The sequence below is a fragment of the Actinoalloteichus sp. AHMU CJ021 genome (assembly GCF_002895405.1).
Classification (GTDB): domain Bacteria; phylum Actinomycetota; class Actinomycetes; order Mycobacteriales; family Pseudonocardiaceae; genus Actinoalloteichus_B; species Actinoalloteichus_B caeruleus.
Genome location: NZ_CP025990.1, coordinates 3,935,045 through 3,957,874 on the forward strand (window position 1 = coordinate 3,935,045; position 22,830 = coordinate 3,957,874).

At 70.3% G+C, this 22,830-nt stretch carries 16 protein-coding genes; 10 read left to right on the top strand and 6 right to left on the bottom strand.

All coding sequences use genetic code 11. The annotated features are described in order from the left end of the window. The first annotated feature begins 352 nt into the window (after positions 1–352). The gene (locus C1701_RS17085; protein WP_245588954.1) at positions 353–1,138 is read left to right on the top strand and encodes an aminotransferase class IV family protein; all 786 of its coding nucleotides are present in this window, start codon (positions 353–355) and stop codon (positions 1,136–1,138) included. Positions 1,139–1,214: 76 nt separating this feature from the next. Here C1701_RS17085 and C1701_RS17090 read toward each other — a convergent pair whose 3' ends face one another. Then, a complete protein-coding gene (locus C1701_RS17090; RefSeq protein WP_026420465.1) occupies positions 1,215–2,162 on the bottom strand; it encodes an AraC family transcriptional regulator in 948 nt (315 codons plus the stop codon). A gap of 80 nt (positions 2,163–2,242) precedes the next feature. On the opposite strand from C1701_RS17090, the gene C1701_RS17095 reads away from it, so the two are divergent. Both C1701_RS17095 and C1701_RS17100 read left to right on the top strand, forming a co-directional pair. Beyond that, positions 2,243–2,422, top strand: coding sequence for a hypothetical protein (locus C1701_RS17095; RefSeq protein ID WP_156038830.1), 180 nt, complete (start codon positions 2,243–2,245; stop codon positions 2,420–2,422). Next, a complete protein-coding gene (locus tag C1701_RS17100) occupies positions 2,419–3,165 on the top strand; it encodes a hypothetical protein (protein ID WP_103056237.1) in 747 nt (248 codons plus the stop codon). The genes C1701_RS17095 and C1701_RS17100 overlap by 4 nt, the downstream gene beginning before the upstream one ends. Positions 3,166–3,254: 89 nt before the next feature. Here C1701_RS17100 and C1701_RS17105 read toward each other — a convergent pair whose 3' ends face one another. Beyond that, on the bottom strand, positions 3,255–3,578 hold the full coding sequence (locus C1701_RS17105) for a hypothetical protein (protein ID WP_103056238.1): 324 nt from the start codon (positions 3,576–3,578) through the stop codon (positions 3,255–3,257). 117 nt (positions 3,579–3,695) lie between these two features. On the opposite strand from C1701_RS17105, the gene C1701_RS27630 reads away from it, so the two are divergent. Continuing rightward, positions 3,696–3,839, top strand: coding sequence for a hypothetical protein (locus C1701_RS27630; RefSeq protein WP_337661777.1), 144 nt, complete (start codon positions 3,696–3,698; stop codon positions 3,837–3,839). Between the two features lie 82 nt (positions 3,840–3,921). Here C1701_RS27630 and C1701_RS17110 read toward each other — a convergent pair whose 3' ends face one another. Beyond that, positions 3,922–4,122, bottom strand: a complete 201-nt coding sequence (locus C1701_RS17110; RefSeq protein WP_337661778.1) for a hypothetical protein — start codon at positions 4,120–4,122, stop codon at positions 3,922–3,924. Between the two features lie 19 nt (positions 4,123–4,141). Between C1701_RS17110 and C1701_RS27635 the strand changes: the two genes are divergently transcribed. Then, positions 4,142–4,348 carry a hypothetical protein gene (locus tag C1701_RS27635; RefSeq protein WP_337661779.1) on the top strand — a complete coding sequence of 69 codons (207 nt, stop codon included), beginning with the start codon at positions 4,142–4,144 and terminating at the stop codon, positions 4,346–4,348. A 222-nt stretch (positions 4,349–4,570) separates the two neighbouring features. Here C1701_RS27635 and C1701_RS17115 read toward each other — a convergent pair whose 3' ends face one another. Next, entirely contained in the window at positions 4,571–5,350 is a 780-nt protein-coding gene (locus C1701_RS17115) for a very short patch repair endonuclease (protein WP_103057078.1), read from the bottom strand. A 9-nt stretch (positions 5,351–5,359) separates the two neighbouring features. Continuing rightward, on the bottom strand, positions 5,360–6,721 hold the full coding sequence (locus C1701_RS17120) for a DNA cytosine methyltransferase (RefSeq protein WP_035292752.1): 1,362 nt from the start codon (positions 6,719–6,721) through the stop codon (positions 5,360–5,362). A gap of 82 nt (positions 6,722–6,803) precedes the next feature. On the opposite strand from C1701_RS17120, the gene C1701_RS17125 reads away from it, so the two are divergent. Next, on the top strand, positions 6,804–7,676 hold the full coding sequence (locus C1701_RS17125) for an Eco29kI family restriction endonuclease (RefSeq protein ID WP_211257290.1): 873 nt from the start codon (positions 6,804–6,806) through the stop codon (positions 7,674–7,676). A 595-nt stretch (positions 7,677–8,271) separates the two neighbouring features. Beyond that, a complete protein-coding gene (locus C1701_RS17130; RefSeq protein ID WP_337661780.1) occupies positions 8,272–8,580 on the top strand; it encodes a hypothetical protein in 309 nt (102 codons plus the stop codon). A 713-nt stretch (positions 8,581–9,293) separates the two neighbouring features. On the opposite strand, the gene C1701_RS17135 is transcribed toward C1701_RS17130, so the two are convergent. Further along, entirely contained in the window at positions 9,294–10,280 is a 987-nt protein-coding gene (locus C1701_RS17135; RefSeq protein WP_337661781.1) for a TauD/TfdA family dioxygenase, read from the bottom strand. A 379-nt stretch (positions 10,281–10,659) separates the two neighbouring features. Between C1701_RS17135 and C1701_RS17140 the strand changes: the two genes are divergently transcribed. The 3 genes from C1701_RS17140 to C1701_RS17150 all read left to right on the top strand — a co-directional run bounded on the left by C1701_RS17140 (position 10,660) and on the right by C1701_RS17150 (position 22,823). Beyond that, entirely contained in the window at positions 10,660–11,673 is a 1,014-nt protein-coding gene (locus tag C1701_RS17140) for a class I SAM-dependent methyltransferase (RefSeq protein ID WP_337661782.1), read from the top strand. 53 nt (positions 11,674–11,726) lie between these two features. Continuing rightward, complete coding sequence (locus tag C1701_RS17145) at positions 11,727–13,106, top strand: serine hydrolase domain-containing protein (RefSeq protein ID WP_103056240.1); 1,380 nt, start codon at positions 11,727–11,729, stop codon at positions 13,104–13,106. An 87-nt stretch (positions 13,107–13,193) separates the two neighbouring features. Then, the gene (locus tag C1701_RS17150; RefSeq protein ID WP_103056241.1) at positions 13,194–22,823 is read left to right on the top strand and encodes a non-ribosomal peptide synthetase; all 9,630 of its coding nucleotides are present in this window, start codon (positions 13,194–13,196) and stop codon (positions 22,821–22,823) included. Positions 22,824–22,830: the final 7 nt, after the last annotated feature.

A 22,830-nucleotide genomic window follows, 5' to 3' on the forward strand; every position in this document is an offset into this window, starting at 1 on the left:
CGGGCCCCGGCTGGTCGGGCGACTCCCTCGCCCTGCCACCGCGAGCCGTACGGTCCCCACGCCGCGGGCGCGGCCGCGCACCTCGTCGACCTCGCACTCCCCGGGGCAACGGGGATCATCGCGTGGGTGAGGGCACCACCGATTCGTCGTCACTCACCCGGACGGGCAGCCCGCATGGCCGGGCCGGGACTCACGGTTGGCGCTCAGCCGCGCTGCCCACCGCGTCCGACCGTCCCCACCGCCGGTAGGGGCGCGCCCTCCCGGCTGTTCGCCAAGTGTCCCGCGCCCCGGCCCACGGCACCCGGCGCCAGGGGCCGACCGCGCGGGGGAGCTCCGGTTAGCATCGCTCGCCGTGAACACACCAGGCGTGCTCCACGCCGAGATCGACGGCCACCCCGCCACCGTCGACCAGCTCCTCCTGCCCGCGACGGTCAACTACGGACACGTCACCACGATGCAGGTCCGCAACCGACGGGTCCGGGGGTTGGCCGCCCACCTCGACCGGCTCGACGCCGCCAACCGGGAACTCTTCGGAACCGGGCTCGACGGCGACCTCGTCCGCCGGCGCGTCCGCCACGCCCTGGCCGCCCGCCACGACGCCACCGTGCGCGTCAGCGCCTTCCAACCAGAGGACGCCCCCACGTCGTCCCTGCTGGTCACCGTCCGCCCACCCGCTGACCCACCGTCCGCTCCGCGACGCCTCCGCTCGGTCCGCTACCAACGCCCGCTGCCGCACCTCAAACACGTCGGCACCTTCGCCCAGCTCCACCACGGCCGCCAGGCCAGGCAGGACGGTTTCGACGACGCCCTGCTCGTCGGCCAGGACGACCTGGTCACCGAGGGCACCGTCAGCAACATCGGTTTCCTCGCCGGGACCGAGGTCCGCTGGCCGGAGGCGCCCGCGCTGGCCGGTGTCACCGAAGGGCTCCTCGTCGCGGGACTGACCGCGCGGGGCGTGCCGCAACACCGCCGCCCGGTGCGCCTGGCGGACCTGCCCGGGCTGTCCGCGGCCTTCGTCACCAACTCGCGCGGGGTGAGCCCGGTCAGCCAGATCGACGACCACCACTTCCCCGTCGACCCGGACCTGATGAGGACGCTGCACCACACCTACGCCTCGGTGCCCTGGGACCGGCTGTGAACGGTGCGGCCGGCACGGGGAGCGGGCACCTCCCTCCACCTGGCCCCGACCGCCGACCCGCCGGCCTGGGGGCGCCTCAGCCGGCGGCCCGGCCGCCGGCCCGCCGGAACTCCCGGGGGCTCATGCCCCGCTCCCGGCGGAACGCCGTGCTCAACGCGAAGGCACTCCCGTAACCCACGCGCCGCGCCACCACCTCCAAGGTCGCCGTCGACCCGCGCAGCAGGTCAGCGGCCAGGCTCAGCCGCCAGTCGGTCAGGTAGGACATCGGCGGTTCCCCCACCAACTCGGTGAACCGCCGTGCCAGCGTCGCCCGCGACACCCCCACCTCGGCGGCCAGCGCGGCCACCGTCCAGTTCTCCCGCGCCCGGTCGTGGAGCAGCCGCAGCGCCGGACCCACCACCGGATCCCCGGCCGCCGAGTACCAGCCGGGGGCGGCCGAGCCGGACCGGGTGAACCAGGCCCGGACCGAGGACACCACCACCAGGTCCAACAACCGGTCGAGGAACACCTCCTGGCCCGGCTCGTCCCGCGTGATCTCCCACCCCAGCAGGGAGACCAGCGACCCCTCACCCGCCTCCGCCGGGACGACGGCCAGGGCGGGAAGGGCCGTCAGCAACCGGCGGCCCACCGCCGCGTCCGCGTGGTAGGTGCCCGTCACCAGGACCGTGCCCTCCGCCGAACCCCCACCCCACGACCGGGCCCCCAGACGCAGCCGCTCGCACAACTCCTCCCCGCCGACCGTGGCCGACCGGTCCCCGGGGTGGATGACCACCGTCGGCGGCAGCTCCGGAGAGCTGGCCACCCGGTACGGGTCGGGACCCCGCAGCAGGGCCACGTCCCCCGGCCGCAGCCGGGCCGCCTCCCCGGCATCCGGAACCACCCACGCCTCGCCCCGCAACGGGGTCAGCACCGTCAGCGGAGCCCGGTCCCGCACCAGCAGCGACCACGGCGGGTCCAGCACCGACCGCACCAGGAACGCGCCACGCGCGCGAGCGCCGTCCAACAACCCGGTCAACGCGTCCACCGCCGCAGCCTAGACGCTCGATGAGGTTCTCGAGCCTCTCGGCGATGGATCGTCTCACCGGCCCGGGGTTCACTGTGACCATGACACAGCACCACAGGGCGGCCGGGGGCCCCGTCCTCCTCGCCGCGGCCGCCACCGGACACCGGGTCGCCCGCCCCCCGCTGCCGGCGCCGCCGGCCCGCCCCGGTTCCCCCGCGGCCACCCCGCCCGCCGCCCCCACCGGCCCGGAGCGGGCGCCGGTCACCGGAGGCCGCCGATGAGCCCGCTGGGCACCGGCGCCCTCGTCGCCGCCACCATCACCGGCGGGCTCGTCGCCGGGCTGTTCACCGGATTCGCCTACGGGGTGCTGATCACCCTGGCGTGGTTCCTCGGACGGTACTCGGCCACCGGCCAGGCAGGGCGGGGCCGCGAGGCGCCGCCGGGTAGGTCGGGTGTGCGGGCGTTGCTCGTCCACGTCGGGCAATCCGCGTGTCCCGGGTGGTGGGTGGTGGCGGGTGGCGTGCGGACGAGTGCGCGGACCCTCCCGCCTGCCCCGCCACGTCCGGTGTCGACGCCTGCCCGGTCGGCTGCCGCCGACAGTGGTCCCAGCACTACCCGAGGCCGGGGTGGACATCGGCCGCGTGGCGTGCGCGTCGACGGGACGGCATACGGGACGAACGCGGTACCCGCCTGGCTGACCGCGACTGACGTGCCCGTCCTCGACCGGCTACCGGTGGCCCGGGGCGCGGCCGGGACGCCCGCCGAGGCGCGCGGTCAGACCGTGAGCGCGCGGTGCACCCCGACGTCGCCGTCCGGGTCGCCGCTGGGAGTCCCCCGCGGTGGACGCGGCGGGCACGAACGTGCCGGGCCCGCTCAACCTCCTGACCGGTGCCGCCGCCGATCGCCGCCCGCAGGGGTGGTGCCGCTGGTGATCGGGGCCATCGTCGTGCACGGCGGGAGGTGGGAGTTCGACCCCGTGGCCGGGGTCGTCGCCTGGACCCGGTTCGGCCCGGTGCCCTGCTGATCCTGTGACGGAACCCGGGTCGGCGCCGACCCGCCGACCACCCGGATCGACGCGATGTCGACCGGAGCATCGGCGAGGTGGGATTCGCTTCACCGATGGGACATCGAGCCGCCCCGACGGTGCGCCGGGGCCGGTCCGGTGGACCCGAGGTCCTCGCGGCGTTCGACGCTCTGGTGGGGGTGTCGGAGGTCGCCTCGTACGAACCGGTCGTTGCCGGCGCGCAGGGCGGTCCAGGCCTCGTCGGCCGTGCGGGGACGCCGGCGGCCGTGCGAGGGGAGGTGGGTGGTGCCACCGGTGGTGTTGGTCGTCGCGCTCGCCGCGGACGCTCCGACGGCCAGGGTGGCGGCGACTCCTCCACCCAGGCCGAACAGTCTGCGCCGCGACAGCCCTAATGCGCTGTTGGAGTTGCTCACATGCTTACGTTAATTGTTGCGCGAAGGAATGAGTACGCGTTTCCGCCGAGAATTTTCCGGACAATCGACGCCTATGGGATCACCGGATTCCGGTGGTGGTGGAAAAGCGCGGGATCGGTGTTCGCGCAGCTGCTGCTCTCCGCCGTCCGCCGGGGGCAGGGGAGCGACGGGGCCGGCACGACGCCGGACGGACGGGCCGACGTGCCCACCGACGAGACGTCGACCGGCACGCCACTGCCCGACCAGGACGCCAGGAGCTGAGACGGCGGGTGGGAGGGGCGTCCCGCGCGGCGCCCCTCCCACCCGCTCCCGTCAGCGCCGTCCCGCGCCCCCGGGGGACGAATTACTCACCAGATCGCCGTGACCAGGGCAGGCGAGTCGCCTTGAAGTTCAGCCCGTGCCGGTAGATCTCGGGCATCGAGTACTCGTTCTCCACGAGGAACACCACGCCGTTCGACTCCAGCAGGGCGATGTCCTCCAGGCTCAGCCCGACGTCCTCCCGCCGGAACGGCACCTTCCGCATCTCGTGGTCGAGGGTCCGCATCCGCGTGAAGATGCACTCGATGGCGGAGAGCTCCTGCTCGGTCGCCTCGATCTTCTGCCGGCTGCACGCCGGCAACGCCCGACGCATGGACATCGGCGTCAACAACCGGTCGGTCCACCTCGTCGATTCGGGGTCGTCGGCGGACTCCTCCGCCGCCTCCTTGAGGAAGGAGACGATGTCCCGGGCCTGGATCTGCTGGTTGGAGTGCCCACCCGACGCTGGGTGAGGCCGTCAAGGAGGCCGTCCACGGCCTCGCCGGCCACATGATCAACTTCTGAGCGGTGAGCCAGCCCCCTCCACTCAAGGATGGGGGCTGGCCATTCACTCCCGCTCCACCAATACGGTTCACCGCCACCGCACATTGTCGGTACTCACTCAGGGCACGACTGTCCACGGTTGGAGCCCAGTTGTAGCCATACCGCGGACTGGTTTGAGCTGGTGTGCGCCCTCACTCCGATGCCCGGTCGCTTTCGAACGTCTCCCCCGCTCGCACTACACGGCTGATCCGTTCGGCCGCATCCGCTGGGTCCTCGTGTTCCCACACCCTGATGACAGACCAACCGGCGTCACGCAACAGCCGATTGGTTTCGGCGTCTCGAACCCGATTCCCCTCGAGTTTCGCCGCCCACGCATCTGCGTTCGCCCTAGCTGCCCGAAGGTGCTCGGGGCAGCCATGCCAGAAACAGCCATCCACGAATACAGCTACGCGCTTGCGCGGAAAGACGATGTCGGCTCTACGCCGAGTTGTACCCAAGGGGCAGACGTCCACTCGGTAGCGCAGCCCCGCTTTATGGAGCAGGGACCGAAGGGCGATCTCGGGGCCGGTGTCTCGCCTGCGATTCGCTCGCATGACTGCCCGCGCGCTTCTTGACGACGCCTTCGACTGTGGTGGGAGCGGCTCTTCACCAACCAAACCTCGATCGAGAGCCAGACGCCAGGCGTCAGCTAGGTTTCGAGACCGTGTTGCCTGGTCTACCTCGCCGATGTACCGCTCCTCGGTCTTTCCGCCCTCCGACCAGCGAAGATAGGCCCGAATCCGTCGCTGCCCCTTCGCCAACCTGAGGGAGACCGACGCCCGTGCGAAGCGGCCATCTCCTAGTGCGACAGCCCGCCGATGGTGCCCACCCGCGGCACGGTCCTGCTCAGCGGAAGGTTTGACGCCTCGTCGCGGCTTGTAGGCTCGCGCCGTTGGCCAAGCGGCCTTCCAGGCGCGACTCGAGAGGTTCATCGTCACCGCCTAGTGCCCGACCATTTCAAGAGCCTCAGCTACCTTGTTCGCGATGAACTCGGCGAGCACCACTGGAACCGCGTTGCCGAGTTGACGCATCTTCTCACCCCGCGGTCCCGCCCCCTGCCACTCGTCAGGGAAGGTCATGACGCGTGCCGCTTCACGGACCGTCATGTAGCGATGTAGCCTGCGCCACCCGTCTGGCGAACCCACTTCCTGCTTACGTTCGTCCAGGAGAACGACCGACTCTCCTCCCGGAACACCGTGAACCCCCGCTTTGACAGTCTTCGCGGGCCGGTCCAGCTCGTTCGGGGTGTGCCCCTTGTAGATGCGCGCGTTGGGCCACCCCACATGGTCGGTGATGCTACCGCCTTGCTCGGTCTTCCTGTCCAACTTTTCCAGGTCTATCGCTGGAAGGGAAGGAAGATAAGTTCCAGTACCGTAGCCTCTCACAGCGTCGCGCAACGTCCTCCACGGCAGTACACCAAGTTCATCATTCTTGTCCTCTGACTCAAGACCCCGAGGAAGACGAGAAATGACCTCTTCCCGAACATATCCAGGTACATCACCGTGACGCTTCCAGTAAGATCCCCCCTTGAGCATGGTTCGATGCAAGGCCTCTTCACTAAACGGAGCCTTCTGCACCTCCGCAACAAATCGATCCACATCGACGCCAAGATCCCGCCGAAAGGCGACAATGATAACACGATGACGAATTTGCGGGACACCGTAGTCTGCCGCATTCACGGGAATATGTCGGACCGCGTATTTCTCGTCCAGCCCTCCACCTCCCCCAGCCTCAATCAGCGTACGCAACCTATCATTATGATCCTCCCATCTAACGATGGATCCACGCTCAACAGCCGGCAACGAAAGCTCGCGCTTTATGTACTCAAAGTATTCACGAAAGGACTTCCGCAGCAGTCCGCGAACATTTTCGCAAATTACGACCTTGGGGCGTATCTCGCGAACTGCCTTGAACATGGCGGGAAACATGTTTCGCCTGTCCTCGTCACCCTTCGCCGCACCACCGGCACTAAACGGCTGACACGGCGGCCCGCCCGCAAGAACGTCCACCCGCCCCCTAAAAGCACTGAAATCGAGATCTCGAACGTCACCAGGATAGAGCGGAGCCGGCTCCCCACGCCCGGGAGGAATCGGACGGGTGTCCATGACACGTCGCACCCCTTCGGAACCCAGGATGCGCGGCGCGCTCGCCTCGAGGGTCTCACAAGCACGCTTGTCGAACTCGTTGAACAGCAGAGACCGGAACCCCGCGCGATGAACCCCCATCGCCAGACCACCACCACCCGCGAACAGCTCCACACTGGAGCGGCCACCTTCTACAGCGGGTACTTGCTGCTCAGACATGCCAAAATCGTACCGCGGCCTTACTGCGAAGGATGAACCGGCCCAGAACTTCCAACCCATCGTGTCGCTCGGATCACGTAAGGTGCGCACTGCGAGGAGAGCAGAAGGGACCGACAAGGTGACACCAAGCCCCCCTAGAAGCGTTCACTTCAGTGATTTTCGACTCAGCATCACGAAGGCACTCGGGGACCAGCTCGCCGAATCATTGGACAAGCTCACGCCAGCTCCGCTCACAACTGAGAACCTGGACTGCGTCGAGAGGACAGCAGGCGTCTACCAGCTCTACCACCGCGAGGAGCTCGTCTACGTCGGCAAGGCCGACCAACCGCTTCCCAGCAGGATCCACCAGCACCTCCGAAAAGTGTCAGGTCGGCGAAACATATCCCTACAGGACATGAAGTTCACCTGCCTCTACGTCGCCGAAGATTTTTCGGCACTCGCACCGGAAAGACTACTCATCAAGACACACCGCAAAAATGGACTGGCCATCTGGAATAACAACGGATTTGGAAACAAAGACCCAGGAAAAAGGCGCGACGAAACCCTGGTCAAGGAGAACCATTTTGACGCACTATACCCCATTGACGTGGACCGGAAAATCTCTGGGCTACCCTCAGGGAAAGTTGAAGTAGGCGAATTACTGATCGAAGCGAGCAAGAGAATCCCATACACGTTCCGCTACGACAAGAAAGGACACAGCAAGAGTTTTCGCGGCATAGTGGACAGCTCGGACACGCTATCCATCGATCAAGTTTTCAGGCTGACCACAGCGGCACTCCCCGAGGACTGGCAGATTACCATCCTTCCAGGTCGCGCCATCATGTACCCCGAACCTCGAATTTACCCCAGCGCTTTGAGCTATTATCGGCGAGGGGCCGCAACCGAGGTCACCCCTCAGTACGGAGAGGCGGGACTGATCACCGAAGAGAGCGAAGACGATACGAACAGTTCTTGACACTTCGCCACGCTACGCAATACCTATTACGCGTGGACCACTGGTTCCTCACCACGCGCTGAGGATGAGCGAAACTCGCTAGGCGAGCTAACGTTCATGGCGAAACACCGCTCACCTCAGCCCCAATGGCCGGCCCGTTGTGGTTGAGCGGAGGCGAAGCCCTCGACTCAATATCCTTCCGTCCAAGGAGTGTCGCGTCGTCACACCCGCCCGTGGACTCCGTCGCTCAGAAGTAGGCGTGCACCGTGTAGCCGTAGTGGCTGACCATCCTGCCCACATGGGACTGTGCACGCACTGATCACGTGGCTATCATGCACTGATCACGTGACTGCGCATGCACTGATGACGTGGCTGTTCGGGCACTGATCACGTGTTTATCAGGCAGTGATCAGTGACTGACAGGCGCTGATCAGGGGACTGTGCACGCACTGATCAGGTGGCTGATCAGGAACTGACCACCTGACCGCGCATGCAGTGATCACGTGGCTGGTCGTTCACTGATCACGTGTTTATCATACGGTGATCACGTGACTGAGAGGCGCTGATCACGTGACTGTGCCGTCAGTGATCACGTGGCTGAGCAGGCACTGATATCGTGACTGAGCATGCACTGATCATGTGCCGGGAGCCGGCCTACGACGGCGCCATCCGGGCCAGGACGCACCGCTTCGTCAACAACAACGACGTCGTGCCCCAACTACCGCCGGAGCCCTTCTACCGCCACGTCGAACGGGTGCGGTACTTCGACTCGCGGGGCCGACTCCAGGAGGAGACCACCCTGCTCGGCGGCATCACCGACCGGCTCCGCGGACACACCGCCGACCCGCTCTCCCCCGGCGCGGACGCGCTGCGCGACCACCCGATCAACCGGTACCTGGAGTGCCTCGAGAAGAACCTCCCCTGAGTCCGGCGGACCCGGGCGGACGGACGACGCGGAGGCGGACGGCAGCGAGGTGACGGCGCCGGCTGACCGCCCCACCAGCTGATCCGGGCCGGGCGCGCCTCACCCAGAGCGCCGGAGGGCCGCCACCTCGCGCGACGCTCCACCACCGACCACCGACCACCGACCACGCGATCTCCGCTACCCCCGGCCGCCCCGGAGTCGAGCTGAGCCTGGCGGGTGGGCACGGCGGTACGCCCGACGGAACCGGCGGGCGGGTCGGTCACACCCGCCCGGCCACCCCTCCTCGGGGGTGGCGTGTCTGGGGTGGGCTCGTCGGTGACCGGCGAGCTGGCCCCGCGCCGGGCCGCTCTCGCGACGCTGCCGCGCGCGGTGCCGTGACCCGGAACCGGGCAGCGCGGCGCCCCTCCGGGCAGGCTCCCGCGCCCGGCACCCCGCTGGACCGCGGTGGACCTCGAACGGAAGTGGCCGAGCATCCGCGGGTGGCTGCCAGGGTGGGTGCCCCAGCTCCGGAGCTCCCCGTCCACACCCCGAATCGCTGGCCCGAACCTCCGACGCGGTGCCGGTCCCCGAACGGGAGTGCCCGACGGAGCCGGCGCGGCCGAGGCCGCACCGGATCACCCCGCCAGGAGGCGGTCCGGAACCTCCAGTGATGCCGGACCGTCTCCCGCGTCAGCGGCGGCGGAGGCCCACCCGCGTCGGGGCACCCGCTGCCCTCAGGCGGCTACCACCCGCGAACGCCGGTCCGAGCTGGCGTAGAGCCGACGCACGTCCCGGGTGAGGTTGACGCGTTTGAGCCAGCGGTCCCGCCCGTCGTACCTGGCAGCGAAGGGCTCCCTCCCGTGCACCACCCGGTAGTTGTCCACGAACACCAGGTCACCCGGGGCGAGTACGACCCGTTCGGCGGCCGTGCTCAGCCGTGTCTGCCACTCCTCCACCGCCTCCCGAGCCTCGTCGTCCCCGGGCGCGACATCCATGAAGTCGCGGTCGAACCGCAGGTAGGGACGTTGCTCTGGGCCGAAGAGGATGGACCCGGCGCTGTGCGGCCGGTCGATGTCGTCACCACCGGCCGTCAGCGTGGGAAGTGCCTTCGCGACATGGGAGTCGTCGGGGTAGAACCGGAACCGGGGTTGGCGCGACAGCCCTTCCAGCGAGTCCGGCACCGCCACGGTGTCCACCGAGGCCACCGTCGTCCCCACCTGGTCGTGGTTGCGCAGGCACAACAGGGCCACGTAGTCGCCCCGCAGCGGGTGGAAGACGTCCTCGGTGTGCAGGGACAGAGTTTTCGCGCTGCTGGCGCTCGTCAGCGAGTTCTCCATCCCCGGCGACGGGCAGATGTCGTGGACCAACCTCCCGTCCTGTTGGGTCGCCCAGGAGAACGGGTCGCCCAGCGGGCTCGAACACAACATCAGGAGCAGTTCCTCGGCGAGCCCTGACTGGTTCTTCGCGGCCATGTCCCACCCGGTGGGGGTCGGTGGGAGGTCATCGTCCACGGGCAGACCGCTGATCACCGAGAGGTCGGTCTCGGCCGAGCGGACACCGGCGAGGAATTCCCGCAGCCGCCGTGGAAGGCCCGTCGCCGCCCGGGTGATCGCCTCGACGTCGGTATCCCAGTCCCCCCGCTCCTGGGTGTCGAGGAGGTGGTGGGTCAGCTCGCGAACCTCGGTCCGCTCAGCGGAGCGCAACTCGAATCGTTTCACCATAAGGTTCCCTGCCTGAACTCGTGAACGGTCACTTGTTCGCCGCCGGGGTGAGGCGCGAGGACGAGAGCAACAGCCGCGATTCGGGTGGTCCGTCGGACTCTCGTCCGCTCCGCTCACCCGGTCAAGGTACTTCGTCGTGAACTGAATAGGCCGTTGCCGGTCGCCCTGTGTCCCGTGAGGTCCGACCACCCGTTAAGCAGCGGCTTAATGAACTGGTGCGCCCCGGGAACCGGGTGGATGCTGGGCGCGAGTCGTGCCGCCGGGGACAGGCGCGGAAATGGGTCGAACCACCACGTCGGACTGTGGGCGAGGGTGCTCCGAAAGGGTGTGAGAAGCGTTTTCCAAGCCACCGAACGTGGCACAACACTGTGGAGACAAGGTGTTAGATCAGCAAGGCAGAGCGGACAGCGGTCGTCACCTGGCCACCATCTTCAACTCCTCGGTCGTGTCGTGGTCCATCGCCGCGGCCTGGGAACTCGGATTGATGGACGAACTCGCCGAACACGGCATGCTCGACGCGGTGGACTTCGCGGCACGCCACCGCCTGCACTACCCCTCCACGAGGGGGATGCTCATCGCGTTGTCCTCCTCGGGCATCATCCGGCGACGCGACGATCTCGTCACCACCGGCCCGCACTTCGAGGAAGCCAACCGCACCCGATCCCTCTTCCACTGGCTGACTCGGGGTAGCTCCGCCCTCTTCGCCGCCATGCCCACCGTGATGCGGGAGGACAACCGGGTCGGGGACTACTACCACCGCGATCCGGTTGCGATCAGCCTCGCCTGCCGCGAGGCCAACACCGTGTGCTTCGACCCCGCGTTCTGGGCGGCGATGGACAACCTGGATCTCGAGGTGGCCACCGTCGCCGACCTCGGGTGCGGGAGTGGCGGGCGGTTGCGCCAGATCGCCGACCGCTATCCCACATCCCGAGGGGTGGGTGTGGACATCGCCGCGGCCGCCCTGGAGGTCGCCAGGAAGGACACCGAGAACGCGGGCCTGGGTGGCCGCATCACCTTCATCGAGGCCGACGCCACGAATCTCGGGGTACGCCCCGAGTTCGACGACGTCGAACTGGTCACCTCCTTCATGATGGGACACGACATGTGGCCCCGCGAGGACTGCGTGAAAACTCTTCGCGGAATCCGCGAGGTCTTCCCTCGCGTCCGCAGAATGCTCCTCGGGGATTCGACAAGAACGGTGGGTATCCCCGACGAGGACATTCCGATCTTCACGCTCGGATTCGAACTCGGACACGAATTGATGGGTGCCTACATCCCCACCACCCAGGAATGGCGTGACGTGTTCGCCGAGGCAGGCTGGACCTGTCGGCAGGAGTACCCCGTGCCCGTCCTGACCGACGCCGTCGTCTTCGATCTGGAACCCGCGAGTTAGCCGAACACGACCGCCGGCCGGATGCCGACGGCGCGGACTTGTGAGGAGGAGCAGTGGATTTCGACGCCCTCGCGAGGTCCCTGGAGGACCTGCGGAACCGGCACCGCGTGCCGGGCCTCCAGTGCGTCGTCCACCAGGGTGGCGAGCAGCACGGCCTGCGGCTGGGGCGGACCGCGCCCAGCGGACCCGACGTGCGCCCGGACCACAGGTTCCCCCTCGGATCGATCACGAAGGCGTTCACGGCTGCCGTGGTCCTGATCCTCGTGGCCGACGGAGACCTCGACCTGGACGACCCGGTCGAGGAAATCGTGCCGGAACTCGTCGGCGACGAGGTGGGCCTGGTGACGCCGCGGCAACTCCTCAGCCACACCAGCGGGCTCCCCTCGGGGATCGACGACGCCCCGCACGACCGCCCACGTGGCGGTTATGTGGTGGACCAGTGTCTCGGGGGAGGACTGGTCCACCCGGCGGGGTCCGTGTTCTCGTACTCCAACCTCGGTTACGTGCTGGCCGGACACCTGGTCGAACGCGTGACCGGGATGTCCTGGCAGCAGGCGGTGGACTCGGTGCTGCTCGCGGGTCTGGGGGCACGTGCGTCCCACGTCGTCGACGCCGCCGGCGACCACCACGTCCCCGGCCACGCCGTGCCACCCGGAACCGGGCCGCCCCGAACGGTGCCCCAGACCCTGCCGGCGCCGGCGGCGCCGGCAGGATCCCTCGCTCTCAGCGCGCACGACCTCGCCGCCTTCGGTGCGCTCCAGCTCCCCGACGCCGCGGGGAGCGCGTCCGGGGGCCTCTTCGAGCCCGGCGATCTCCACCCGATGCGGCACGACCAGACCGGCGACGGGCCCGCGGGCCCGTGGGGCATGGCCGACGGATGGGGCTTGGGCCTGGCCCTCTTCGCCGGCGGACGACACCAGTGGTGGGGCCACGACGGCACTGCGGACGGGACGTCCTGCCACCTGCGGGTGTGCCCGGACACCGGAACCGTGCTGGCCCTGACCGCCAACGCCACCACGGGACTGGCCCTGTGGGACGACCTCGTCGACCTGCTGCCCAGCCTCGGCGTGGACGTGGCCAGCCGGTCCTACTCGCGGTTGCCCGTCGACAGCCCCACCATCGACGCCCCCGACGAGTGCCTTGGCCGGTACGCCAACGGCGCCACCACCTACGAGGTGGTGCGCGGACCGCACGGGGCGCTGTCCCTGCACCAGGAGGGAATCCACTACGCGGACCTCGACGTGCGCCACGGGCTCGGCTTCCTGCTGCGGGAACGGATCGGAGCCCGAGCCACCTTCGTCGGCCGGTTCGTCCGCCCCGGCGGTGCCGGCCCTGTCAGCGGCCTGCAGATCACCGGCCGGATGGCCCGCAAGGTGATCGGATCCGCGACACCGGGCCGTGCCCGACGTGACACCCGAGGGGCGCTGACGTGAACCACCCCGACCGGGACCAGACCTGACGCGCGTCGCTCGCGAGCGCACCGGCACCCACCCCCGTCAGGAAGAAGGCGCTTCCCCACCATGAACCTTGACGCACCAGAACTCCCCGCCACCGCGGAACCCGAGACCGAGGCCCCGCGCGGCGGACCCGACACCCGCCGCGACGCCCTCGACACCACGCTGCCTCGACTCGTGTCCCGCTGGGCCCGCGCCACCCCCGAGGAGACGGCCGTCCAGGCGGGGCGGACGAAGCTCACCTACGCCGACCTCGACCGGGCCTCCGACCGTTGGGCGCACCGACTGCGCGCGGCGGGCGCGGCACCGGGGACGAGGGTCGCGGTCTGCCTCCCCCGGGGCGTCGAGGTCGTGTGCGCCGTCCTGGGCATCCTCAAGACCGGGGCCGCCTATGTCCCCCTCCACGGCGGCCTGCCGGCCCGGCGGACCGCCCAGGTCACCGAGGACGTCGGCGTCACCCTGGCGGTCACGGACCCGACGACCGCCGCCGCGCTCCCACCATCCGTCACACCCCTCGTCGCCGAGGACGACGACAGGTCCTGGGAGCACCCGGACGTGCGCCCCGCCGGCGACGACTCCCACCCCTCCGCGCTCGCCTACGTGATCTTCACCTCCGGGTCCACCGGCCGCCCCAAAGGGGTAGGGGTGACCCACCGCAACGTGGCGGCGTTCGTCCTGGACCACCGCTGGGACACGTCCGGAGCGGAACGCCACCGGGTCCTGTTCCACTCCCCGTACGCCTTCGACGCCTCCACCTTCGAACTGTGGGTGCCGTTGACCTCGGGTGGGACGCTGGTCGTCGCAGCCCCCGGCGAGGTCGACGCCGACACCCTGCGCCGGCACGTCCGGGAGGACGGCGTGCGGACCGTGCTGCTGACCACGGCGTTGTTCTGCCTGTTCGCCGAGGAGGACCCGGACTGCCTGGTCGGACTCGAGAGGATCGTGACCGGCGGGGAGGAGGCCCGGCTCACCGCCGTGTCCGCCGTCCTCGCGGTCGCGCCCGACCTGCTCATCCTCAACGCCTACGGTCCGACCGAGACGACCACGATCGCCACCACGGCGGTGTTGGACCACGCCGCGCTCGGTCAGGAACGAGCCCCCCTCGGCGGGCCGATGGACCACACCACCGTGCGTGTCCTCGACACCCGGCTTCGTCCCGTACCCCCCGGCCAGCCGGGCGAGCTCTACATCTCCGGAGCCGCCGTGGGTCGGGGCTACGTCAACCAGCCCTCGCTCACCGCCGAACGCTTCGTCGCCGACCCCTTCTCCGCCGCCGGCGGCCGGCTCTACCGCACCGGTGACGTGGTCGAACCACAGCCGAACGGGGAACTGCGGTTCCGGGGGAGGCTCGACGACCAGGTCAAGATCCGCGGCTTCCGGGTGGAACTCGCCGAGGTCGACGCCGTCCTCGCCCGCTGCCCCGGAGTCGCGCAGGTCGTGTCCACGGTGCGGGAGGACCAGCCGAACCGGCCCCGCCTGGTGAGCTATGTCGTCGTCCAACGGGGCCGGCCGGCCACCGAGCAGGAGATCCACGACTTCGCCGCCGCCCGCCTCCCCGACTACATGACGCCCTCGGCGGTCGTGGCCCTACCGACGATGCCGCTCAACCGCAACGGCAAGATCGACCGGACAGCGCTCCCCGCCCCCCGCCTGACCCGTTCGACCGCCCACGTCGGCCCCCGCGACGAACTCGAGGCCGCGCTGTGCCACCTGTGGGAGGAACTGCTCGGCGTGGACGCGCTCGGGATCCACGACGACTTCTTCGAACTCGGCGGCGACTCCCTGACCGCGGTCCGCGCGGTCTTCCGCACCCGGGAACTCACCGGCACCCCCGTTCCCGTCTCCGTCCTCACCCGCGATCCCACGGTCGCCGGGTTCGCCGCGGCCCTTACCGGAGCGGGCACCACGACCGAGCCGTTGACCGCCCGCGGCACTGATGTCGCACCTCTCTCGGCGACGCAGCGGGGACTCTGGTTCCTCCACGAGTTCGACCCCACCGCAGCCGAGCACAACACCCAGGTCGCCGTGACCCTGAGCGGCCCCCTGCACCACGGCGCCCTCCGGCGCGCCGTGCACGACCTCGTCAGTCGGCACGCGGCGCTGCGCACCGTCGTCGACGACGCCACGGGCGAGGCGGTGCAGCGCGTCCGCCCCACCGAGCACGTCCCAGTGCACCTCGTCGACCTCAGCGGTCGAGGACCCCAGCAGGAGCAGGCCTGGTCCGCCCTGGCCCTAGCCGAGGCCGCCACCCCCTTCGACCTGCGCCGAGGACCACTGCTGCGGCTCGTGCTCGTCCACGCCGCTCCCGAGGAGCACCGGCTCCTGCTCACCCAGCACCACATCACCACGGACGGTTGGTCGGCGCGCCTGCTCCTGGAGGAGCTGCTCGCGCTGTACCACTCCGCCGTCACCGGAGCACCGCACGGATTGCCTGACCCGGGTGTCCAGTACACGGATTTCGCCCACTGGGACGAGCTCCGTCGCGAGGACCTGGACCTGGCTCCCCTGATCAGGTGGTGGCGCGACGAGATCGGGGGCGTTCCGCCGCTCGACCTCGTCACCGACCGGCCGCGGCCAGCGGTCCGCACCGGATCGGGCGCGGTCCGCCGCACCTCCCTGCCAGCCGACGTCGTCGCCCAGCTGCGGGACCTCAGCGAGGAGCGGCGCACCACCCTGTTCACCACGCTCCTCACCGCCGTCCAGATGCTGTTCGCCACCCACGCCCGGCAACGCGAGTTCGTGATCGGCACCGCCCGCGCCGGTCGGGACCACCCCGACCTGGACCGCACCCTCGGGTTCTTCGTCCGACAGGTCCCGCTGCGCGCCGTCGTGCCCTCCGACATCCCCTTCGCGGACCTCCTGGACAGGGTGCGGCACAGCCTCGTCGGTGCCTTCTCCCACGACGAGGTGCCCTTCGACCGGCTCGTCACCGAACTCGCCCCGACCCGGGACCTCAGCAGGCCGCCGCTGCTCAACGCGATGGTCATGCTCCAACAGAACATCGTCGACCCGTGCTCCGCCGCCGGCGTCGACGTCCGCCCCCTGGACCTGCCCCGCTGCTCCACCCAGTACGACATCCTGGTCGAGTTCTGGCCGGGTTCCGACGGCGACCTCGTCGTCGCCGTCGAGTACGACGACGCGTTGTTCGAAACCGCCACCATCGACCGGCTGGCCAGCCACCTCCGCCACCTCCTGGAGTCCGTCGCGGCGCGGCCGGACCTGACGGTGGCGGATCTGACGGTCCTCACCCCCGACGAACGGCAGCTGGTCACCCGCCGGTGGAACCACACCGCGGTTCCCTACCCGCGCGAGCGGTCCCTGCACCAACTCTTCGAGCGCCAGGCGGTGCGGAGCCCGGAGGCGCCGGCGGTCCAGTTCGGTTCCGAGGTGCTGAACTACCGCGACCTGAACCGCCGCGCCAACCAACTGGCCCACCTGCTCGCCACCCGGTGGGACGTCACCCGAGGCGACCACGTGGCGGTGTGCCTGCCACGCACCCCCGAGCTGGTCGTCGCTGTGCTGGCCGTGCTCAAGAGCGGGGCGGCCCTCGTCCCCCTCGACCCGGAGCACCCCTCGGAGCGTCTCGCGCACCTCACCGCGAACGCGGAGGCCACCCTGGTCCTGACCAGGACCGCCCTGCTCGAACGGCTTCCACGGGACCGCCGACGGATCGCGCTCGACACCCTCGACGTCTCCGACGAGCCCTCCCACGACCCCGGGCTACCGACCTCCGCCGGTGACACCGCGTGCGTGATGTACACCTCCGGTTCCACCGGCGAACCCAAGGGCGTCGTGACCACCCACCGCGCCTTCGTCCGCACCTTCCTCGGCACCGACTTCGTCGAGTTCGGACCCGATCACGTGTCCCTGTCGACCGCCCCCGTGTCCTGGGACGCATTCCACCTCGAACTCTGGTCGACCCTGCTGCACGGAGGACGCTGCGTCCTCCAACCAGGGCCCCGGCCCGACCCCGAGGTGATCTCCGAACTCGTCGCCGCGTACGGCGTCACCACCCTCTGGTTGTCCGCGAGCCTCCTCAACGTCATGGTCGACCACCACCCGCACGTCTTCGACTCCGTGCGGCAGGTGATGACCGGGGGCGAGCCCGCATCCCCCACCCACATCGCCGAGATCCTCCGGCGCCACCCGGACCTCACACTGGTCAACGGTTACGGACCGGTGGAGAGCACCGTCTTCGCCACCGCCCACCGCATCACCGCCGCCGACGCCGAGCGGGGCCGCGTCCCCATCGGCATGCCCATCGCCAACACCCGCGTCTACGTGCTCGACCCCGACCGACACCCCGTTCCCGTCGGGGTCCCCGGAGAACTGCACATCGCTGGTGACGGCCTCGCCGAGGGCTACCTGGGGCGGGACGACCTCACCGCCGAGCGCTTCACCACAGCGCCGTTCGCGCCCGAGGAACGCCTCTACCGCACCGGCGACCTCGGGCGGTGGCTCGACACCGGCGTGCTGGAGATCCTGGGCAGGCTGGACGACCAGGTGAAGATCCGGGGGTTCCGCGTCGAACCCGGCGAGATCGAAGCCGCGCTGCTGGCGCACCCGTCCGTCACGGCGGCGGCGGTGACCACCACCCAAACCGCCGGCCACCGCCAACTGGTCGCCCACGCCGTCGTCGATGGCGCACGACCCGAACCCGGCGGGGCAGGCGAGACCGGGGCCGCCGCGCTGCGCCAGTTCCTCACCGCACGACTGCCCGACCACCTCGTCCCCAGCGCGATCGTCGTGCTCGACGAGCTCCCCCTCACCCCCGCCGGCAAACTCGACCGGGCGGCGCTCCCCGCCGTCGCCGCCCGTCGGCGTGACCCGGGCCCGGGCGCGCCCTCGGACACCGTCCAGCGTGCGCTGGCCCGCATCTGGGCGGACCTGCTCGGCGTCGAAACGGTCGCGGCGGAGGACAACTTCTTCGAACTCGGAGGCGACTCGATCCTGAGCATGCGTGTCGTCGCCAGGGCCAGGGCCGAGGGCATCACCCTCACCTCGCGGGACCTGTTCGCCCACCAGACCCTCGCCCGCCTGGCCCTGGTCGCGCGCCACCGCGACGACGACGCGGGACCGCCGGCACCGGAAGTGGGCCCCGTCGCCCCCCTCACCCCGATCCAGCAGTGGTACGTGAACCAGCGACGGCCCCACCCCGGCCACTTCAACCAGGTGCTGTCCCTCCGCCTGACCCCCGACCCCGACATCGACGCGCTGCGCCACGCCCTCGGCGCGGTGATCGGCCACCACGAGGCGTTCCGGATCCGGGTCACCGAGGACGGGAAAGGCCTGGTCCTCGCGCCCCCGGTGGACGCCGACGTCCTCCAGGTCGTCTCCTCCTCCACCGCGCACCCCGAGGAGCGGACCGCGATCGTCCGCGCCGAGACCGACCGGGTCGGCGGGGCGTTCGACCTGGCGACCGACGTCCCAGTCCGGGCCAGCCTGATCGGCGGCGACGGCCCCGTCCTGACCATCGGAGCCCACCACCTCGTCGTGGACGGAGTGTCCTGGCGCGTCCTCGTCGACGACCTCGACACCGCCTATCAGCAGGCCCGGCGCGGCGAACCGGTGAGGCTGCCCGCGCCGACCACCACACCACGGCAGTGGTCCACCGCGCTGGCCGCGTACGTCGCCGCCGGGCGCCTCGACGACGAACTCGCGCACTGGCACGCGGTCCACGCCGCCGGCATGACCCCCATCCCCGTGGACCGCGATGGCGAGAACACCGTCGGCACGGCACGGGTCCACCGCACCGTCCTCGACGAGGACGCCACCACCGCGTTGCTGCACGACACCGCCGGTGCCTACCGGACGCAGGTCAACGACCTCCTGCTCAGCGCGCTCGCCGGGGCGGTCGGCCGGTGGACGGGCGAGTCATCCGTGACGGTCGCCCTGGAGGGGCACGGCCGCGAGGAACTCGTGGAGGGAACCGACCTCACCCGCACGGTCGGCTGGTTCACCAGTCTGTTCCCCGTCACCGTCGAGGTGCCCGACGGTGGGGGGTTCGGCGCCCTGATCAAGGGAGTGAAGGAGACGCTGCGGGCGGTGCCCCGGCGAGGACTGGGTCACGGCGCACTGCGGTACCTCGCGCCCGAACACCGCCCGTACCCCCTCATCCCCGCCCGGGATCCCGAGATCAGCGTCAACTACCTGGGGCAGCTGGACTGGCGGACGTCCGAACTCGTCCACGACGCCGCAGGGGGGCTCAGCCTGCACGAGCACCAGGACCAGCCCCGACCACACCTGGTCGACGTGGTCGCCAGCGTGGCCGGCGGGCGACTGGAGATCGCCTGGCACTACTCACACGCGGTGCACGACGAGTCCACCATCGCCCGGGTCGCCCAGGACGCCCTGGACACGCTGCGGGCGCTCATCGACCACTGCCGCGACCCCCGGACCAGCGGCCGCACCCCCTCCGACTTCCCCCTCGCGGGTCTCGACCAGGCCGACGTGGACCGGATCGTCGACCAGCGCGGGGATGTCGAGGACCTGTACCCGCTCACCCCCATGCAGGCGGGCATGCTCTTCCACGGGATGCGCGGGGACGAGGGCGTGTACCTCGCTCAGGTCTCGTTCGCCCTCGGCGGTGTCAGGGACGTCGACACCCTCGCCCGCGCCTGGCGGCTCGTCGTCAACCAGGTGCCGGTGCTCCGCACGGCCATCGTCCACCGGCGCGACGGGGAACCACTCCAGGTCGTCCACCGCGACGTCACCCTCCCGCTCGAGACGCACGACTGGTCCGGCTCGGACCCCGCCACACGGGAGACCGCGCTCCGCGAGCTCGTGGACCGCGACCGTGCCGCCGGGATCTCCGTCACGCAAGCACCACTCGCCAGGGTCGCCCTCGCCCGCGTCGACGACACCACCGTCCAGGTGCTGTTCACCTTCCACCACCTGGTCCTCGACGGGTGGAGCCTGTTCCAGCTGTTCGGCGACGTCTTCGCCACCCACGCCGAACTCGCCGCCGGCGGGGACGCGGGAGGCGTTCTGCGGGCACTCGCCGCCAGACCGCCCTACCGCGCCTACGTCGACTGGCTGGCCCGGCAGGACAGGGACGCCGCGACGCGGCACTGGCGCGGCGTGCTCGCCCCCGTCACCACCCCGACCGGCCTGCCCTACGATGCGGCGCCCCCCGGAGGGGCCGCGAGGTCCACCGGGCGCACCAGCACCGCCCTGTCAGCGGCCGCCACCATGCGACTCCAGGAATTCGCCCGCCGCGAACGCCTCACCGTCAACGCGGTCGTCCAGGGAGCGTGGGCCCTCGTCCTCTCCCTCCACTCCGGAACCCGCACCGTCTGCTTCGGCGCCACCACCACCAACCGGCCCTCCGAACTGCCCGACGCGGAGTCCCTGTGCGGGCTGTTCATCAACACCCTGCCCGTCGTGGTCGACGTGGACCCCACCCGGCCCATCCCGGCCTGGCTGCGCGACCTCCAGGACCAGCAGGCCCGGTCCCGGGCCCACGACCACCTCTCCGCGGCGGAGGTCCGCCGGTTGAGCGGCGTCCCGTCGGGACGACGGCTCTTCGACAGCGTGCTGGTCTTCGAGAACTACCCGGTGGACGAGCGGACCGCCACCGGCGCGGGCCTCACCATCGACCGGCTCACCGCGAACGTGGAGACCACCGAACTGCCGCTGATGGTCACGGTCTACCAGCAGAGAACGCTCGCCCTGAACGCCGCCTTCGACGAGGAGGCCTTCAGGACGACCACCGTCGACGCCCTGCTCGACCGGGTCGTCACCCTGCTCACCGCACTCGGGGAAGGCGGCGGGGACCACCTCGTGGGGCGCCAGCCCTGGCTCGCCCCCGCCGAACACCGGGACCTCGTGGTGGCCCGCAACGGCACCTGGCGCACCCGTGAACCGCTGACCCTGCCGGACCTGCTGGCCCGAGCCGCCACCGCCGTCGAGCCGTCCCGCGTGGCGATCAGGACACGGAGCGGTGAGATCTCGCGCGAGGAGCTCACCGGGCGGGCCAACCGCCTCGCCCGGTACCTCGTTGACCGGGGTGCGGGTCCCGAGGCGCTGGTCGGCGTCGCCCTCCCTCCCGGGGACCTGCTCGTCGTCGCGCTCCTCGCCGTCCTCACCAGCGGCGCCGGGTACGTGCCCCTCGACCCCTCCCACCCGGTCGGCCGCGTCCGGTCCGTCCTCGACTCCTGCTCGCCGACCCTACTGCTGACCACCGCGGACATCCTCCTGGAGTGGAAGGAGGCGGAACTGGGCACCCTCCCCCCGGTCGTCGCCCTCGACACCTCGTCCGTCGTCTCCGCCCTCGCCGAGCAGGACCACACCTCGCTCTGCGACGCGGACCGGGTCGCCCCGCTCCTACCCGCGCACCCCGCCTACGTCATCTTCACCTCCGGGTCCACCGGAACCCCGAAGGGCGTCACCATCTCCCACGAGTCGCTGACCGACTACCTCAGCTGGGCGGGCAGCGCCTACCCCGGTGGGGCCGGCCACGCCGTGGTGCACTCCTCCATCGCCTTCGACCTGACCGTCACCTCACTGTTCGTCCCGCTCGTGCTCGGCGGGAGCGTCGAGTTCGCCGACCCCACCGCCCCCGTTCCTCGGGAACGGAACGGTGAGGAGGTCGCGGCGTCGTTGGTGAAGGTGACCCCCAGCCACCTCCCGCTGCTCGTTGATCCGGCGGCGCCGCCGATGCGCGGGGAAATCGTCGTGGGAGGGGAGCAGCTCCTCGGCGGAAGCCTGGCCGAGTGGCGACGACGCAACCCCCAGGCGACCGTCGTCAACGAGTACGGCCCCACCGAGGCCACCGTGGGTACCGTCGAGTACCGCATCGGCCCCGACGACCCGCTGCCGGATGGCCCCGTCCCCATCGGCCGGCCACGGTGGAACACCTCCGCCTACGTCCTGGACAGCCGGCTCCGGCCGGTCCCCGTCGGCGTCACGGGTGAGCTGTACCTCGCCGGCACCGGCCTCGCGCGGGGATACCTCGACGACCCCGCGCGCACGTCCCACCGCTTCGTGGCCAACCCCTTCACCGCGGGTCAACGGATGTACCGCACCGGGGACCTGGTCCGGTGGAACCGGGACGGCGACCTCGAGTACCTGGGCCGGGCCGACGACCAGGTGAAGATCCGGGGACACCGCACCGAACTCGGCGAGGTGGAGGCCGCCCTGGCCCGCCACCCCTCCATCGCCTCGACGGCAGTCGTCCCCGTCCATGCCGACGACGGCGTGTGGCTGGCCGCCTACGTCATCGCGAAATCCGGGCACCGCGCCCCAGACACGGGCGACCTGCGTCGCGTCGCCGCCCGGTGGCTCCCCGAACACGCCCTGCCGAGGACCGTGGTCCCGGTGCCCGAACTCCCCCTCACCCCGAACGGGAAGGTGGACCGGGCCGCGCTACCCGCCCCCGGACGGCCCGAGGCGACGACCCGGTACCGGGAACCCGCCACCCCCACCGAGGAGATCATCGCCCGGATCTGGTCCGAGACCCTCGGGCTGGGAAGTGTTGGCGCGGACGACAGCTTCTTCGAGCTCGGCGGCGACTCGATCCGAGCGCTGCGGGTCATGCAACAGGTCAACCGCACGTTCGCGGTGTCCGTCACACCGCACGACGTGCTCAGGGCGGTGACGGTCTCGGCGCTGGCCCTGACCGTCGAGGACAGGGTCCTGTCCGAACTCGAACGCGCCGCCACCGGCGGCGACCAGCCCGGCTTACGAGGAGAGTGAGGACGCT